Raw genomic sequence first — 15,808 nt, 5'->3', positions numbered from 1 at the left:
GCCCGACGGGGATGTTATGTCGGCGTTTGTGACGCGTGCGCCGTTAACCAGGCGGTGAATGCCGCTGGAGGAATAGGCCGGGAAAAATAGTAGCCCTGTACTTCATCACATCCAAAGCAGGCCAAATAGTCGAGTGTTTCTTTGTTTTCCACGCCTTCCGCCAGCACAACATAGTTCAGTTTGTGCAGCATGCTGATAATCGATTCCACAATGACACGGCTTTTATGGTCAGTTTTGATATCTTTAATCAGCGACTTATCCAGCTTTATCACCGTAGAAGGGATATTGCGCAGATAGCTTAGGTTGCTATATCCCGTGCCAAAATCATCAAGAGCGATAGTGAATCCGAGCTGTTGCAGCGTTTGAATGGTAGCGAGCGTTTCAGTGCTTTCGATGATTTTCTGCGTCTCGACACATTCGATGTCAATGTCCTGAGGGGTAAGGCCGTGGTTCTCCAGAATGGTGATGAGGCGTGGGATAAAGTCATTCTCGGAGAAGTTTCTGGCAGAAACGTTAATCGACACCGGGAAGTTTAGCCCCTCCTGGCGCCACTGTTTCACCTGGCATGCTGCTTCCCGGGTAACCCAGTCCGTTAACGGACGCATCAGCGTGGTGCCTTCCGCGAGCGGGATAAACTGGTCAGGATAAATCTCGCCCAGATCGGGATGACGCCAGCGAATCAGCGCTTCGGCACCGATAACGGTATTCGTCTTGATGCTTAGTTTCGGCTGGTAAACCAGATAGAGACCCGGCTTGTTGTTCTGCAACACATCGGCTAGTTCATTGAGCAAGGTAAAGGCGATCTGCTGTGCCTTATCGGCCTCGCGGTTGTAGGCGAACTGGCGAATATTTTTGGTGATAGCGGCGCGCAGCGCGCTCATGGATTCACGCAGGATTCGCTGAGGATCGTTGGCCGGAATCTGGAATTCGGTATAGCCAACGAAAAACTCCAGCTTGAGTGGTATATGGCTGGTGATGCTTTCATGAATCCGTTCGGCACAGGCGTCGAGCTCCGCCAAAACCTGTTCCTTATTTTCCGCCTTCACCAGCAGGGCGAAGCGTCCTACGGCGGCGCAGTAAATATTATCTGGCGAACTCAAACTGAGACGCAGGAAGATGCCGATATCTTTTAGCAGACCTTCTACGGTGGGCATCCCCAGCGCACATCCCATTTCATAGGCGTAAGAGATGTCGATGGTATCAATCAGAATAAGCAGGTAGCGCTCGTGGATGTCGGTAATGTGGCTGATGTCGTCAATCAGGCGCTGGCGGTTGGGCAACAGGGTCACGGCATCAATCAGCCCAATCGCATTGCGGTATTCCATTAATACCATCGCAATGGCGGCTAAATCGTGCAGTAACCGCAGTTGGATTTTACTGAAAGTGCGCGGAACATAATCAATAACGCAGAACGTCCCAATGGAATAGCCTTCTTTGGTTTTAAGCGGAACGCCAGCATAAAAGCGGATAAACGGTTTGCCGGTTACGTAAGGACTGTCGTTAAAACGCTCGTCATGCATGGCATCGGGGCAGATAAAGGCTTGACCCGTTTGTACGGTAAAATGGTCGAATGAACCGATTTTATCCATATCATCCAATGGGAAATGGGTTTTTGCTTTAACGTGCAGAGATTTAGTGCCGGTTAGCGTCACGAGTGCCGTTGGGGCTTCAAGCAGTTGGCAGGCCAGTTTCGTGAGTTTGTGAAGAATATCGTCTTGAGAACTATCGGTTTTTTTTAATTCGTCGAGAGTCTGCATGCGTTTTTTTTCGTCATGACTCAAATGTTTTAACATGTAGACTCTTCCTTTCCGCAATAATAATCGCGACGACATCAATTTAATTTAACGGCGACACAATAACATAGAGGCTAAAAATTGAGGTAACTTATTATACCACCTTTATCTTTCCGTTAAGATTTCGGCGATTTTTTGTCTTAAATCATGTTTTCGGTTTTCAACGTACGATATGAATTTATGATATTTTCCCATCACTTGCGGGCGGAGATAAACGGTTTGGCTGAGAAAATGCTCTGCGAATAAATGGGAATCTAATTATAAAAAATGGCATGTTCCATAAGATAAAAATAACATCCTGATAATGTTTACTCCATTGTTACAGTAACAATATGGATGATTAACCTATATCTCTGATAAGAATAGAACAGATATTTCTTTATACCATGACGCTGACGGGAAGCCGCTGACGCCAGGCAACCCCGAAATAACGGTTTCTGCCTGGCGGTGGCGCATCTGCGAGGGGGGTTAGCGTTGTTTTGCCAATGTTTCTAACTGCTGACGAATCGCGGTAACGGAAACGGCACGATTATCGGCTCGCTCGCGTTCACTGGCATCGGGCGCAGAGCTTTGAATGCCCATGAGCACCCAGCCTGCCGCTGAATTCAGCATCAGAGGGGAACCGCTATCGCCGGGCAGCGTATCGCACTGGTGTGCCATCACGGCGGTATGAACCCAGCCGGTGATCACACAGTTTTGATGGCGGTAAAGCGTCTCCTGATGATCTTCCGGGTAGCCGGCCTGCGTGACGCGCTGACCGTTATCCTTCAACGCCTGCATCAATTCCTGACGGCTGCCTTGCCAGAGCGGGAGCGGGCGAATCCCCGGCGGCGTTTGCTTTAGCCGAATCAGGGCATAATCCAGCGGTGCGGCTGAAGGCGGTACGATCCATCCTTCGCCGTCGGCTTTCAATTTCCTAGCGAGCGTTTTATTCGCCAGCGCCTCAATTTCCGTCGTTTCGTAACGCCAGCCATTTTCTGTCGCCAGAAAACGCAGCGCGACAGGTTTATCGATCTCGCCTTTCGGTGGCGTGACCACGCAATGCCCCGCCGTCAGCGCCAGATGGGGGGAAATCAGTGTCGCCGTACAGAGGTTACCGCTGGCGGTTTCCAACTGCCCAATAGCCTGCCACGGCCAGACAGCCGTATCAGGAACAATATCCCGATCATCGTGGTTGAAAAATAAGATTTGTTGCTGCTTCTGTGCATCGGTATCTGTTGGTGAGGATTCAGCCCAACTTAGCGGGGCAATAAATGATAATGAACATAACAACCAGGCTGATATGCGCATGCAGTGAATAAACCTTATGATAAAAGTCATCTTGAGGCGCTAAATATAGCGCGTTGGATTAACTATAGATGTATTTGTTGGTGAGAGACTGAAAATTAAAATGTTATTGAGTGTAAAAGGTGGCGCATGACATCACGGCGCTGTGACTGAGGGGATTATCAATCGTCAAAATGGTTTTCTAAGATACTCGATTATTTACGATAAACCGTTCTGTGGCTGTTTCACCATGTCCCCATATGTTAAACGCTACGCCGCAGTTTTACGTGGCGTAGCGTTTTCGCATCAGTAAATGACATCTCGCAGCGCCATCAGCCTTATTCGTAGCTGACGGTCACGATACGTACATTTGAACTCAAGGTTTTCGCGCTCACAGAACCGATGTTTTGTGGTAAAGCCGCATAGTGTGAGCTGTTTTTCATTTGTAGCGTTTGTACTCTTCCTTGCCGTTCGCAACTGACAGTCACATTGCTTGACTGTGTCGTAATATCGCAAACGGGCTCGACGATGGCACCTACAAAGCGAATGATGCCTGTCGACGAAGAGGATGAGGCGAAGGTATACGGTGTTGCAGCCATAATGCAGAGCAAGATGGCTGTTTTTTGCAGGATTTTTTTCATTATGGTGTTCTCGGTATTGCCTGGTGTGTAATGGTATAAACGGCATCAAATGATAAAACTTTATTACACCTAAACCTTTGTTGAGTGATGTTCATCCAGTGTGAATAATCATTTTTTAAATCAGTTAATTACATCACTCTAAGGTTACGCGCTTTTGCCCCGTTTGATTGGGTATTTCATCGCAATGTCTATTGTTTCTCCATTAGCTACTTACCCCAATACCATCGTTTTTTCTTTCTCCTGTGTGATCCGCTTTTTTATTTCCTATCTCTCGATGACGCACTCGCGTTTTTATCGCAGTGGTTCGCTTTACGTTGTGAAATCAACCATGAAACATCATAAAAAATAAACATACGGGCTCATTTGGCCCATTTCATGCGCTCGTATTTTTTATGCGAGGATTCACTGCTGAATAAAAAACAAACGTATATCCCTGGTTGTTTTTATTTTTTGATTTTAAATTTCAATATTTTTTGTTTTGTTGGTTTTTAATTCTGGATTTTTACTTTTTCTATCAAGCAGCAACCAACTTTTACAAATTAACAATCATGAAAAATATTTATTAACGCATCGCGACGGAACGTGCCCAAGCATTTTTCTGCGTCTAAGGACGTCAGAAGAGACCCTGACTGATGCACTGAGGAAAAAGATCGAGATGTCGCTTTAGCGACAGAGCCACGATTGTTTTGTTAATGCGATCGTTAACTTTTATCTGTTATCAGGAAATATAAGTTATGCATAAATCTCTACTCAATACCTTGATTGGCGCCTCATTATTGTCATCCAGTGTGACCGTTTTTGCGGCCACCGTTGCGGGTGGAACGGTTCATTTTAAAGGTGAGATCGTTAACGCTGCTTGTGCGGTCAGTACCAATACGGCCGATCAGATTGTGAATCTGGGCCAATACCGTACCGCGCGCTTTACGGGTGTGGGAACCTACTCTGGCAAAGTGCCGTTTACCATCAACCTCGAAGATTGTGATTCCAGTGTTTCTACTACGGCAGCTGTTGCCTTTACCGGTACGGCTGATTCGAATGACAACACCGTTTTGGCCGTCAGTAACATTGGTGGCGGAGCATCCGGTGCGGCAGGCGGCGTGGGTATTGAAATCTCCGATCGTACTGGGGCGGTTCTGACGCCAAATGGCGCTGTTTATTCAGCCCCACAAACGCTGAACGATGGCAGCAACGTACTGGCGTTTAATGCCCGCTATAAAGCGACGCAGGCAACCACGACGCCGGGCGCGGCAGATGCCGATGCCACGTTCACCATCGATTATCAATAAAGATGCCTTAGGGAGGAAATAAAGCCAGGGACTGGCTTTCGCTGTGTCTTTAGATCCAATTCAACAACACTTTATTGTGAGGTTGCGTGTGCAGAACTCATCTCTCTTATTTCAATCTTTCACCTTTGGTCTGGTACTTTTTGCTTTATTGATTGTTCATCAGGCACAGGCAGGGGGGATTGCGCTGGGCGCTACGCGGGTGATCTATCCCGCAGAGGCCAATCAGGCTTCACTTTCGATTATTAACAGTGATGAAAATAACCGCTTTTTGATTCAATCCTGGGTAGAAGATAAAGACGGGAATAAAACCAAAGATTTTCTGGCGACACCTCCGCTTTTTGTGGTGAAACCCAAAGGTGAGAACACATTGCGACTGATGCATGTTGGCACACCTTTGCCTACCGATCGCGAATCCGTTTATTGGGTCAATGTCAAAGCGATTCCGGCGGTTGAGAAACGATCGCTGGAGGAGAAGAACGCGCTGCAATTGGCGGTGTTATCCCGCATTAAACTTTTTGTTAGACCCGCGAATCTTCCAACGGGGGCCGATAGCGCACCCGCGACGCTGCGCTTCCAGCAGTCAGGCTCGGCGCTCACGATCACTAACCCCTCTCCCTATTTTATTACGCTGGTCAACCTCCAGTCTGGTAGCCAGAAACTTCCCAACACGATGGTGCCGCCAAAAGGTTCGACATCACTGACGCTGTCTGGGCGAGCATCAGGTGCAGTGAGCTTCCAGACCATTAACGATTACGGAGCCATGACGCCGCGCGTCACAGGTAAAGGGCTATGAAACGGTGAGGTACAGGCTGGCGTCAAGCTGCATTACAGCGATTGCCTGCGCTTTTCACTATCATAGATGAGGAATTTTGTATGCGTTCAGAACCGACGAAACCGCAGCGTTCCGCCGCCCCTTATCGCGCAGTCCGTCCATGCCTGCGCTGGTGCCCGGCCGTGATGCTGTATATGGCATTCCCACTCGCTGGCGATGCTGAAACTTTCTTTAATCCGACATTTTTATCGGACGATCCTTCAGCTATTGCCGATCTCTCTCGCTTTGATAAAGGTGAAGGGCAACCGCCGGGCACCTATCGGGTAGAGATTTATGTTAATGCAGACTATGCGGTTTCTCGTGATATTGCGTTTCAACTACGCACGCCATCCGATAAACCGTCCAGTGACGATACGGGTCTTGAGCCTTGCCTGACGATAGCGCTGCTGGAACAGCTTAATGTCAATCTGCAATCGTTTTCTTCCTTACGTGATGAACCCGCTTCCGCGTGCATCAACGTGCCTCAGGCGATTCCTGATGCCAGCGTGCGCTTTGACTTTGAACTCCAGAGATTGAACATCAGCTTGCCGCAAATCGCGCTGAAAAATGCCGGACGGGGATACATTTCGCCGGAAGAGTGGGATGAGGGCATCACGTCAGCGCTATTTAATTACCAGTTCACGGGCAGTAATACTCACGGCGATGCTCGCAGCGACAGCTATTTTCTCAATCTTGATAGCGGAGTGAACTGGAACGGCTGGCGACTGCGTGATTACTCTACCTGGCGTTATTCCCGCTATGCAAACCAGCGCTATAACGAATTCCAGCACGTCAGCACCTATTTACAGCGAGCCATTATTCCCTGGCGCAGTGAATTGACTCTCGGCGACAGCAATACAGTAGGCGAGGTTTTCGATAGTTTGGGATTTCGTGGCGTGCAGATTGCGTCCGATGACGCGATGCTGCCGGACAGCCTGAGAGGGTTTGCACCAACGATCAGGGGGATTGCCAAAAGCAACGCCCGCGTCACCATCCGACAGAATAGCTATGTGATTTATCAGGCTTATGTTGCGCCTGGTGCGTTTGAAATTACCGACCTTTACCCAACGTCATCCAGCGGCGATTTACAGGTAACCATCACTGAGAGCGATAACTCGACGAACAGCTTTGTCGTGCCGTACTCCGCTGTGCCGCTGCTCCAGCGTGAGAACCGGATGAAATATTCCGCGATGGTTGGTAAGTACCGTAGCAACAATCCGCAACAGGAGCAGCCCTTATTTGGTCAAGGCACGCTGATTTGGGGGCGTTCGGCCGGGGTGACGTTGTATGGCGGCACACAGCTGGCTGAAGATTATCAGGCGCTGACGTTAGGTTCGGGGAAGAACCTCGGTGACTGGGGCGCATTTTCAGCCGATCTCACGCAGGCTTATAGCACGTTGTCAGATGGTAGCGATCATAAAGGGCAGTCACTGCGTTTCCTGTATGCCAAATCGCTGAATGATCTGGGGACGAATTTTCAGATCCTGGGTTATCGCTATTCAACCAAAGGTTTTTTTACGCTGGATGAAGCCAGCTATAAAAACATGAGTGGTTATACGGTCGACTTTACTGATGTTCAACCTGTGGTACGCGATTACTACAACCTGAATAACGCGAAAAAAAGCAGGATGCAGATGAATATCACCCAGCAATTAGGGAAGGGAATGGGGGCGTTATTTTTAACGGGAAGCCGGCAGGATTATTGGCATACCGAGGGGACGAACGATCTGCTGCAAATCGGCTACAGCAATGTGTACCGCGGTGTGAGCTATAACCTGAGTTACAGCTATAACAAAAATCAAGGGCTGGAAGAACGGAACCAGCTATTTGCTTTTAACCTCTCTGTTCCACTGAGTCAGTGGCTCAGTGGACATCGTGAAGGAATTAACCTGCGGCGTTCACAGAATATGGCTTACGGCACCTACAACATGACGTCGGACAATCAGGGACGCACGTTACAGCAGGTGGGGCTCAGTGGCACGATGCTATCGGATGGCAATCTCAACTACAACGTCTCCCAAGGGTATGGTAATCGCGGCATTGGGAATAGTGGGAACGCGGGGCTTGGCTATCAGGGCACCTATGGCAACAGTAACGCCAACTACAACTATACGCGCAACACCCGTCAGCTTAACTATGGGGTGAGCGGCGGTGTGGTGGCACATGCCGATGGAGTCACGTTTAGTCAGCCGTTGGGCGATACCAATGTATTGATCAAAGTTCCCGGTACCAGCCGTATCAAAGTGGAGAATACCACCGGTATCCAGACTGACTGGCGTGGCTATGCCGTTATTCCTTACGCCAGCGTTTATCGCAATAACCGCATCGCCCTCGACGTCAACTCGTTAAATCAAAACACTGAGATCAACAATACTGTCGCCAACCTTGTCCCGACGCGAGGGGCGATGGTTCGTGCCAGCTTTACCGCCTATCAAGGCGGGCGGGCGCTAATTTCGCTACAGCAGCGTAATGGCCGACCGATTCCTTTTGGTGCGCTTGTCTCCCGTGTAGACAGCGATAGCACCGGTATTGTTGGTGATGATGGGCAGGTCTTTCTGTCTGGGCTAACCCCTGAAGGCGAGCTGAAGGTTGCATGGGGAAGTGGTTCACAGCAGCAATGCACGCTTCGCTACGCTCTTCCAGACGGCAGTGAAAACCAACCGGTATCTTATGCGAAGGCGGTATGTCAATGAAATTATTAATGAAAAATAGCAGTGGCGCAGCGCGAAGCGCTATGTGGTGGCGCGGCGTTAGCGTGGCGGGTTTGCTGGGGATTGCCAGCCAGGCCAGTGCGATACAATGCACGACCTCAAGCGGTTCACCTTTAATGTATGACTACACTTACGCGCTGGCTTCCAGTCAGAACAATGTCGGGTATGTTACGGGGTGGAATGAAAAAACCGATGCCGGTTCCTACGCGATAAGTGGCCCATGTAATAACCGGGATACGGTCTACTATTCCGCCCAGTCCGGTCCATCGTTGGTTTTAGCGTCAACGGAAAGTGGCGTGAACTGGTTTGATATTACCGGTAATGATTATCTCCAGGTGGCATCGCGTATTTTTGTTTATAACCGAACCTCGGGTGGCACTTTTCATAATGTGCCGTTTACCGATGTAAACAACAACTGTGCGGGACTGTGCGGTGGGAATGCGACAACGGGCAGTCGGGTTCAGGTCAATTTCCGTATCAAGCGCAAGTTTGTCGGGGTTTCTAATATCCCGATGACACCCATTTTTTACCTTTATGGCAATCAGGGGGGAAATGGGCAAAGTGTGGGGTCGCCGCTGGTGGTTGGCTATATGAGCGGTTCGATCACGGTTCCTCAAAGTTGTGTTTTGAATGCGGGTCAGATCATCAGCATTGATTTTGGCGGAATTTCATCAGGGCTGTTTAAAACGGCGGGTGAAAAACCGGAGGGGGTTCCACCGGTGACGCGGACGATTGGTATCGCCTGCAACGGTATCGATGCGCAGGCGAGTATGTCGATGCGTCTTCAGGCTGATAAATCGTCTGGCAATATGGTGGTTTCTGATAATCCTGATGTCGGCTTTATTGTCACAGACAGTGGAAGTAATCCATTGACGCCCAATGATATTGCGAGCGTGATTCCTTTTACGCTGGATGAGGCTGCAAGTGCTAATGTGGCGATTACTGCGTATCCGGTCAGCGTGACGGGAACTAAGCCTCAGGAAGGCGTCGCGACAGCAAATGCCTATCTGCGCGTCGATTTTTACTAGTCGGTTTTTACTAAAAGGGGGAATCGATGAACCGATCTCAGGGTGTGATGACTGGCGCGGTGCGTACGCGAGTAACATGGGCCGCGCGTTTCGGCTGGGTTTCTCTGTTCTTTATAACGTGTGCCGTGCATCCAGTCCGTGCCGATCTCGGGCTGACCAATATGCGGCTTACTGCGACGCTGCTGGCGAACAGCTGTAGCGTCAGCACAGGGACGCAGGAACAAACGGTTGACCTCGGTACCTGGCCAAGTAAGCAGTTTGCGGTAGGATCGCAAAACCCCAATCCTACACGTTTCGAGATTGTACTGGAGAACTGCGGCGTCGCGGCATCTGGCGTCGAGATCACGTTTTATGGCAGCGCGCCAGCGGGGGATAGTACGCTGCTTGCGCTTAACGCCAGTAGCAGTGCGACTAATGTTGCTGTGGCGATACTGGATAGCGAACGCCGGCGGTTGGCGCTTGGTCAACCGACACCCGTTTATGCGCTGTCGGCAAACGCTGCGCGCGTGCCGCTAGTGTTTTATGGGCAGTATGTGGCGATTGGTACGCCCGTCACGGTCGGTTCTGCAAATGCGGATGCAACATTTACCTTAACCTATCAGTAAACGTTGGAAGACGGTATTGAAGAGACGTGACGGGTCAGGCGACCCGTCGTAATAAGTGATTATTTAATTATATTCTGTGAGGTGGCGTAATTTACCGCGTTCCAACGTGAGTAAACCTTGTTGTTGCAGTTGTTTCAGCCCCCGTTTTATCGTGCTTTTTGATAGTGATGTCCGTTGATAAATATAGGACAGCGCAGAAAAGCGGAGTTTGACATCGGGGGGAAGCTGATTCAGCGAACGTAGCATTTTATGCACGATAGAAAGTGAATCGCCATGATTCCCAATACAGTGATCGATCAGTGCATGAAAGCCGGTGTTGACGATCGTTAAGACATCATCGAAACGTTCATAAGCCGTAATGATGCGCATGGCGGTATTGAAAGGAATACTACGAATTTTCCCATAATCGACCCTTTCCAGATAGAGTTCGCCACCATCAAGTGTCACCATGGACCAGCCAATGATAGCAGGTGATAAGATAACAGAAATAACCTTATCATCGATGGATTGCTTCATTAAGAATGTTCCTTCATCCAGGAAGTAAATAACTTGCTCCCCTGATGGATAAAAGAAATAGAGCCGTTTCCCTTTAATAACCTTGGTTGGGGTTGCGATATTGCTGTGTGGGGAAAGTATTTTTGTGATGCGAAAAATAGATGTATTTAATTCTTTCATTTAAAACCTGTACATGATGGAGTTATAACGCGTCCATTTCGTCTTATGATGAATGTCAGTTCCTTAAAGGTATGTGATTAATTGTGCGGTTTTTAAAGTCAATCCATATTCGACTAAATATATTATTGTCTTTTTATCAATAAAGGCCTCATTAGTTTAAATGGCTATATGGGTAATGTTTCATTAGTACCATGAAATGACAGGCAATACCGCAATGCGGCGTTGTTTTTTATGTCATGATATCTTAGGGAATTAAACCTTGTAGTTAGTGTGCTTTATTTTTAATAATAAACTTAAGTTGAGATCTAATGTTAATTATTATTGATTTCGAAATTGTAGTTTAAGATTTAGATAATTCAATTGTTATTGGGTTATTTGTCATTGCAGGTGAGGTATGTATTTATAAGATGTTGATATTATTCGTTTTGGATGGTCTTTTATCTGGTTTGACCTGTCGGATGGGAACGAAAACTATTAAATTATACCAAGAAATAATACTGTTAATGAGACTTGTTATCAAAGCGACGTGAGGCTTTCTCTGTGCATGGTTTCGATATTGAAAATACGGGGATAGTCGGGCGAGAGAGGAATACTGAGGATTAGAGAAAAAAACTCAGGGTGATAATGCCACAGAGCAGAACGAGGGATAACATAATTTCAAATGAGTAACGACGCATCATTTTCCTGTCCCCCGATGAAATAAACACCCGGTAAACCGGGTGTTTGATAGTTGCTCTATTGTGGTCATCCTTTAGCGATTTGATTCAAATCGGGACTGACCGAAAGTCACTCCTTCCCGTGGGAAGGAGCGGGTGCTGACCGATTACGCTGCTGGCGTGGTGGTCGCTGGTTTTGCAGTTTTCGCTTTCTTCACGTGCTTCTTGGCAGCCTGTGCTTTCTGAGCAGGAGCTGGTTTAGCTTTCTTCACGTGCTTCTTGGCAGCCTGTGCTTTCTGAGCAGGAGCTGGTTTAGCTTTCTTCACGTGCTTCTTGGCAGCCTGTGCTTTCTGAGCAGGGGCTGGTTTAGCTTTCTTCACGTGTTTCTTGGCAGCCTGCGCTTTCTGAGCTGGGGCTGGCTTAGCTTTCTTCACGTGCTTCTTAGCAGCCTGCGCTTTTTGTTCAGCGGCAGGTTTAGCTTTTTTCACCTGTTTTTTATGGTGAACGGCTTTAGCCGGAGCAGAAGTGGTCGCCGTAGGCTGAGCTGGTGCGCTGGTTACGGTGTCCGCGGCAAACGCTACAGAGGACAGACCCAGTGCCGCACCTGCGATCATAACTAATACTTTATTCATCATCATTTCCTCGTTATCTCATTCACGTTTCGTAGCCCTCGGTTGGGCCGGTGAAGAGAGAATAGGAGAAACAGAGAGCGGCTTCAGTGAGTGATTGGTTTCGGCGTGTAACCTAATGTACAGGCCAGGAAGACGAGGGGAACAGGAGAAAAACGGCGGGGTTTCCGCCGTCTCGGTGCTAGTGCTGACTGGTGATGGCAGCCTGCGCTGTCGTGGTTTTTACTGGCCAGCAAAAACGGAAACGAGCGCCACCGAGCGGGCTTTCGTCCACAGTAATACTGCCTTCGTAAGCTCGGGCGATAGCATGAACAATGGCCAGTCCGAGCCCACAGCCGCCGCTGCTGTTCTCTATACCCGCTTCCAGACGAATAAACGGCTCAAACACGCTTTCCCGGCTTTCGGGCGCAATACCGGGGCCGTCATCTTCAACTTGCAGACAGGCGATATGCCCGGCGTCCGACGTCAGGCTGATGTGTAATCGGCTATGACAGAAGCGTAATCCGTTGCCGATCAGGTTATTCAAGACCCGTTCCATCAGGCGTAGATCGAGTGCGCCAATCTGCGCTAAATGGGGCATATCCAGCGAAATATGTTTATCAGGGTGGATCAGCCGAAAATCGTCAACTTTTGCCTGTAACCACGAAGGAATATCAATATTGGCAAGGTGTAACGTCACCTGCGGACGGTCGAGTCTGGCATACGTCAGCAGCTCGTCAATCAGCGCTTCAAGTTGACCAATATCCCGGTTTAACGCCTGCTGCTCGTCTTCCGTCAGGTTGTCGCTCATCGCCAACCGATAACGCAGCCTGACCAGCGGCGTGCGCAGCTCGTGTGCAATATTATCAATCAGCTGTTTTTTACTGTTGATGAGCTGGTTCAGGTTATCCGCCATGCGGTTGAAAGCGACGCCAAGCCGAAACAGGCTGGAGGTGCTATCGAAATGAATACGCTCCTCCAGATGACCATCTCCCAGGCGCTGGGCGGCATTCTCCAGTTTTAGCATGGCCTGCCAGTGTGGCCGCATCCATAGGAACACCGGCAGCGCCAGCGATAACCCAATCAGCATCACCAGCAGTAAATCCAGCAGCCGCATTTCGTGCAGGAAGAACAGATAGGGAATAGGACCGACAGCGAGAACGTAGTGGCTGCGAGGGATACGTTGGATAAACGTATATTCGTCATCCAGTGCGATAATTTCCCCTTGATTCAGACGCTGGCGATTCTTGGGACTCAGCGCATATTTACTCACCGGTTCGATGTGCAGTTTGAACGACAGGTTCAAATCCAGCTGGTTGATCGTTTTATGCCAGTCGCGGGGTGGAATCGCGCGCAGCTCATTACGAATGAGATACAGCGAGCTTTTCATCAGGTCATCCATAGACTGGCGGCCAGCGCGTTCGGCCGTGACCTTATAGACCAGCCCGACCAGTAGCGTCATGACGACAAAGCAGGCGAACAGCAATAGAAAAAACTGGACGAACAGCTTTCTCATAGCGTGACGCTCTCCCAGGTATTAGGAGCGAACAGGTAGCCTTTGTTGCGCACTGTTTTGATGCGGAACGGCTCCAGCGGATTGTCGTACAGTTTTTTACGCAGGCGGGAAATCGCAACGTCAATGCTGCGATCCATACCATCGTAGGTGACGCCGCGCAGGTTTTTCAGCAGCGCATCCCGATCCATGATGTGGCCGGCGTGGGTCGCCAATTGCCAGAGCAGATCGAAATCCGCGGTGGATAACACGATGTGCTCTTGCCCTAATGTCACTTCCCGATTGACCGGATCGATGCAGAGCAGGCCGAAGTGCAGGGATTTGTGCACCTGCAAGGCGGCGGGTGCAGCTTTTTCCGCCACAGCCTGTGGCGCGGTAGCGTACTGGCGTAAATGCAGACGCAGGCGGGCGAGCAAAACGGCGGGCGGCGTGGTTTTCAGAATGTAATCATCGGCGCCCATTTCCAGCGCCAGAATATGATTCATATCGCTGTCCAGCGACGTCAGCAGCACAATCGGACCGCTGTACTGTGGTCGCAATTCCCGGCAGATTGTCATGCCGTCTTTGCCGGGCAGCATGATGTCCAACAGCACAAGGTCGGGCTGCTGCTGTTCAATAAAGGCCAATGCCTGATCGCCTCGTGCTTCAACCTGAACATCAATGTCATGCTTGCCGAGGTAGGCCGCGATCAATTTTCCTACCTCGGTATCATCTTCTATAAAAACAATCTTATGCATGGTATCTACGTCATCCCCATCTCACTGCTGATAGCATAGCCTGATGATAGATGATAAACGAGAAATGAAGCGTAAATGGGTGTTAAGTGTTTGTTTACTTGCCCAAATTAGATAAGCTGCGGAGCAGGCTTTTTTAGGCGATATTGCACCGGATTCTCGTCGTTTACCGAGAACGGCCACGCCACCATTACCGATTATTCCACTGGGAACCGCGCTGAAGATGAAACCGATTGACCAGATAAACAGCTGGATGCAGGAAGCCTTACGCCCTTATTTTGGGCTGGAGCCGTTATCGTCTGAATGGGATATTGTAACCGTACGCGATGGCTATTTTATCTGCTTTGATGGCGACACGATCCGCAAACGTATTACCGCCACCGCGCTAAATTATCAGGAAGAAGACGTCATTATTCACACGCGCGGCCGTGATGTCATTCTGCCGAGAACCGCGCGCGGTAAAGAAAAGAAGCTAACTTATACCAGCGTTTCCAGCGTGATGGCCGATGGCATTGTGTTTTCTGCGGGTGTCAGAACGCTGAACTCGGGAAGCTACGGCTATATCAACGCCAGCAATTATCGAAATTCTATCCGGCTACCGCTGCCAGAATGCCGTCATTTGACCAGCAAAGAAGAGATTGTTGACTGGCTGCAATCTTATCGTGAACGATTACCGGTTGATTATGCGCACAAGCTGGAACGGCTGATGGGTATGAAAAACCAGCAGCATAAAACGGTTCCTGGCGATATCTTTCGGGTCGAAATAGATTTGCATACCGATGGTTATGTTTTGGTTATTGGCAACTTGCGTCAGATGCAAAAGGATGAGCTGTTTGCTGAACACAGCATCTGGAATGATGTGATGACGATGCCGCTGTTTGTCCGGCCTTATCTTTTCCGCACGACTGAGCGTAACCCATCCTTGTCGGAGATTGTGGCATCGCCCTTGTCTGAAAAGTGCTGGATCGTTATGGATGACGCTTTTCTGCGCGGTAATTATGCGTATGTGGGATCGAAAATGCTGTCGGAAGAAGACATTCTGTTCCCGGTGGGCTATGGCCCCAGTATCAGCGCACAGAAAAGCGACTATCGCCTATCATGGGGGCCTTGTTCGATCAATAAAGCCAGCCAGGATACGGTTTTCAGGGCAGGACGCAGCTACATGAACAATGGGGCCTATAGCAGCGTGTCGGCCGAGTGCTTTGCGGGGAGCGGTTTCCCTGACTACGATAAAACGCTACACAATCCAGAACATCGTGAAGCCTGGGGACAGGTCTTGGCCGAGTTCGATTTTCCGCCTGATACCACTTACGATGCCTTTGCGCTGCGAACCGGTGGCCTGACGCGTGCGGCTTATCTGATGTATATCGCCGACAATAAAGCGTACCAGCGTAAGGGGCGAGCGAAGAAAAAAGAGGCGAAATAATTTCTGCCATCTTGTTGCACGTGCTTTCGGGCGCGTGCATGCCGGTGGACTGCGG

At 49.4% G+C, this 15,808-nt stretch carries 13 protein-coding genes; 6 read left to right on the top strand and 7 right to left on the bottom strand.

What is annotated here, in order from left to right:
• Positions 1-14: 14 nt before the first annotated feature.
• From R9X49_RS08290 to R9X49_RS08280, 3 genes are all read right to left on the bottom strand, one after another.
• Complete coding sequence (locus R9X49_RS08290) at positions 15-1,793, bottom strand: EAL domain-containing protein (RefSeq protein WP_319847931.1); 1,779 nt, start codon at positions 1,791-1,793, stop codon at positions 15-17.
• Positions 1,794-2,261: 468 nt separating this feature from the next.
• On the bottom strand, positions 2,262-3,083 hold the full coding sequence (locus R9X49_RS08285) for a serine protease (protein WP_319847930.1): 822 nt from the start codon (positions 3,081-3,083) through the stop codon (positions 2,262-2,264).
• A 314-nt stretch (positions 3,084-3,397) separates the two neighbouring features.
• Positions 3,398-3,700, bottom strand: coding sequence for a type 1 fimbrial protein (locus tag R9X49_RS08280; protein WP_205555081.1), 303 nt, complete (start codon positions 3,698-3,700; stop codon positions 3,398-3,400).
• Positions 3,701-4,434: 734 nt separating this feature from the next.
• Here R9X49_RS08280 and fimA point away from each other — a divergent pair.
• The 5 genes from fimA (at position 4,435) to R9X49_RS08255 (ending at position 10,141) form a co-directional block, all read left to right on the top strand.
• Positions 4,435-4,986: a type 1 fimbrial major subunit FimA gene (gene fimA, locus R9X49_RS08275; protein WP_319847929.1), complete on the top strand. Its 552-nt coding sequence runs from the start codon at positions 4,435-4,437 to the stop codon at positions 4,984-4,986.
• An 88-nt stretch (positions 4,987-5,074) separates the two neighbouring features.
• On the top strand, positions 5,075-5,779 hold the full coding sequence (locus tag R9X49_RS08270; protein WP_413775878.1) for a fimbria/pilus periplasmic chaperone: 705 nt from the start codon (positions 5,075-5,077) through the stop codon (positions 5,777-5,779).
• An 80-nt stretch (positions 5,780-5,859) separates the two neighbouring features.
• Positions 5,860-8,490, top strand: a complete 2,631-nt coding sequence (locus R9X49_RS08265) for a fimbrial biogenesis usher protein (RefSeq protein WP_319847928.1) — start codon at positions 5,860-5,862, stop codon at positions 8,488-8,490.
• Between the two features lie 8 nt (positions 8,491-8,498).
• Positions 8,499-9,536, top strand: a complete 1,038-nt coding sequence (locus R9X49_RS08260; protein ID WP_319847927.1) for a fimbrial protein — start codon at positions 8,499-8,501, stop codon at positions 9,534-9,536.
• Between the two features lie 26 nt (positions 9,537-9,562).
• Positions 9,563-10,141 carry a fimbrial protein gene (locus tag R9X49_RS08255; protein WP_319847926.1) on the top strand — a complete coding sequence of 193 codons (579 nt, stop codon included), beginning with the start codon at positions 9,563-9,565 and terminating at the stop codon, positions 10,139-10,141.
• 63 nt (positions 10,142-10,204) lie between these two features.
• Here the strand turns inward: R9X49_RS08255 and R9X49_RS08250 are convergent, their stop codons facing one another.
• The 4 genes from R9X49_RS08250 to rstA form a co-directional block, all read right to left on the bottom strand.
• Positions 10,205-10,816: a helix-turn-helix domain-containing protein gene (locus tag R9X49_RS08250; protein WP_319847925.1), complete on the bottom strand. Its 612-nt coding sequence runs from the start codon at positions 10,814-10,816 to the stop codon at positions 10,205-10,207.
• A gap of 823 nt (positions 10,817-11,639) precedes the next feature.
• A complete protein-coding gene (gene asr / locus R9X49_RS08245) occupies positions 11,640-12,104 on the bottom strand; it encodes an acid resistance repetitive basic protein Asr (RefSeq protein WP_319847924.1) in 465 nt (154 codons plus the stop codon).
• A 178-nt stretch (positions 12,105-12,282) separates the two neighbouring features.
• Complete coding sequence (rstB, locus tag R9X49_RS08240) at positions 12,283-13,596, bottom strand: two-component system sensor histidine kinase RstB (RefSeq protein ID WP_319847923.1); 1,314 nt, start codon at positions 13,594-13,596, stop codon at positions 12,283-12,285.
• Positions 13,593-14,330 carry a two-component system response regulator RstA gene (gene rstA / locus R9X49_RS08235; protein WP_263057413.1) on the bottom strand — a complete coding sequence of 246 codons (738 nt, stop codon included), beginning with the start codon at positions 14,328-14,330 and terminating at the stop codon, positions 13,593-13,595. The genes rstB and rstA overlap by 4 nt, the downstream gene beginning before the upstream one ends.
• Positions 14,331-14,550: 220 nt before the next feature.
• On the opposite strand from rstA, the gene R9X49_RS08230 reads away from it, so the two are divergent.
• Positions 14,551-15,753, top strand: a complete 1,203-nt coding sequence (locus R9X49_RS08230) for an immunity 26/phosphotriesterase HocA family protein (protein ID WP_319847922.1) — start codon at positions 14,551-14,553, stop codon at positions 15,751-15,753.
• Positions 15,754-15,808 lie beyond the last annotated feature (55 nt).

The sequence above is a fragment of the Pectobacterium carotovorum genome (genome assembly GCF_033898505.1).
Lineage (GTDB): Bacteria > Pseudomonadota > Gammaproteobacteria > Enterobacterales > Enterobacteriaceae > Pectobacterium > Pectobacterium carotovorum_J.
This window is presented reverse-complemented; position numbering and strand designations above follow the sequence as displayed.

Excerpts from the sequence above, each read along its gene's own strand:
- R9X49_RS08260 (WP_319847927.1), top strand. The coding sequence starts at position 8,499 with ATGAAAAATAGCAGTGGCGCAGCGCGAAGCGCTATGTGGTGGCGCGGC.
- rstB (WP_319847923.1), bottom strand. The coding sequence starts at position 13,596 with ATGAGAAAGCTGTTCGTCCAGTTTTTTCTATTGCTGTTCGCCTGCTTT.
- R9X49_RS08265 (WP_319847928.1), top strand. The coding sequence starts at position 5,860 with ATGCGTTCAGAACCGACGAAACCGCAGCGTTCCGCCGCCCCTTATCGC.
- R9X49_RS08230 (WP_319847922.1), top strand. The coding sequence starts at position 14,551 with ATGAAACCGATTGACCAGATAAACAGCTGGATGCAGGAAGCCTTACGC.
- R9X49_RS08280 (WP_205555081.1), bottom strand. The coding sequence starts at position 3,700 with ATGAAAAAAATCCTGCAAAAAACAGCCATCTTGCTCTGCATTATGGCT.
- fimA (WP_319847929.1), top strand. The coding sequence starts at position 4,435 with ATGCATAAATCTCTACTCAATACCTTGATTGGCGCCTCATTATTGTCA.
- asr (WP_319847924.1), bottom strand. The coding sequence starts at position 12,104 with ATGAATAAAGTATTAGTTATGATCGCAGGTGCGGCACTGGGTCTGTCC.
- R9X49_RS08285 (WP_319847930.1), bottom strand. The coding sequence starts at position 3,083 with ATGCGCATATCAGCCTGGTTGTTATGTTCATTATCATTTATTGCCCCG.
- R9X49_RS08250 (WP_319847925.1), bottom strand. The coding sequence starts at position 10,816 with ATGAAAGAATTAAATACATCTATTTTTCGCATCACAAAAATACTTTCC.
- rstA (WP_263057413.1), bottom strand. The coding sequence starts at position 14,330 with ATGCATAAGATTGTTTTTATAGAAGATGATACCGAGGTAGGAAAATTG.
- R9X49_RS08255 (WP_319847926.1), top strand. The coding sequence starts at position 9,563 with ATGAACCGATCTCAGGGTGTGATGACTGGCGCGGTGCGTACGCGAGTA.
- R9X49_RS08290 (WP_319847931.1), bottom strand. The coding sequence starts at position 1,793 with ATGTTAAAACATTTGAGTCATGACGAAAAAAAACGCATGCAGACTCTC.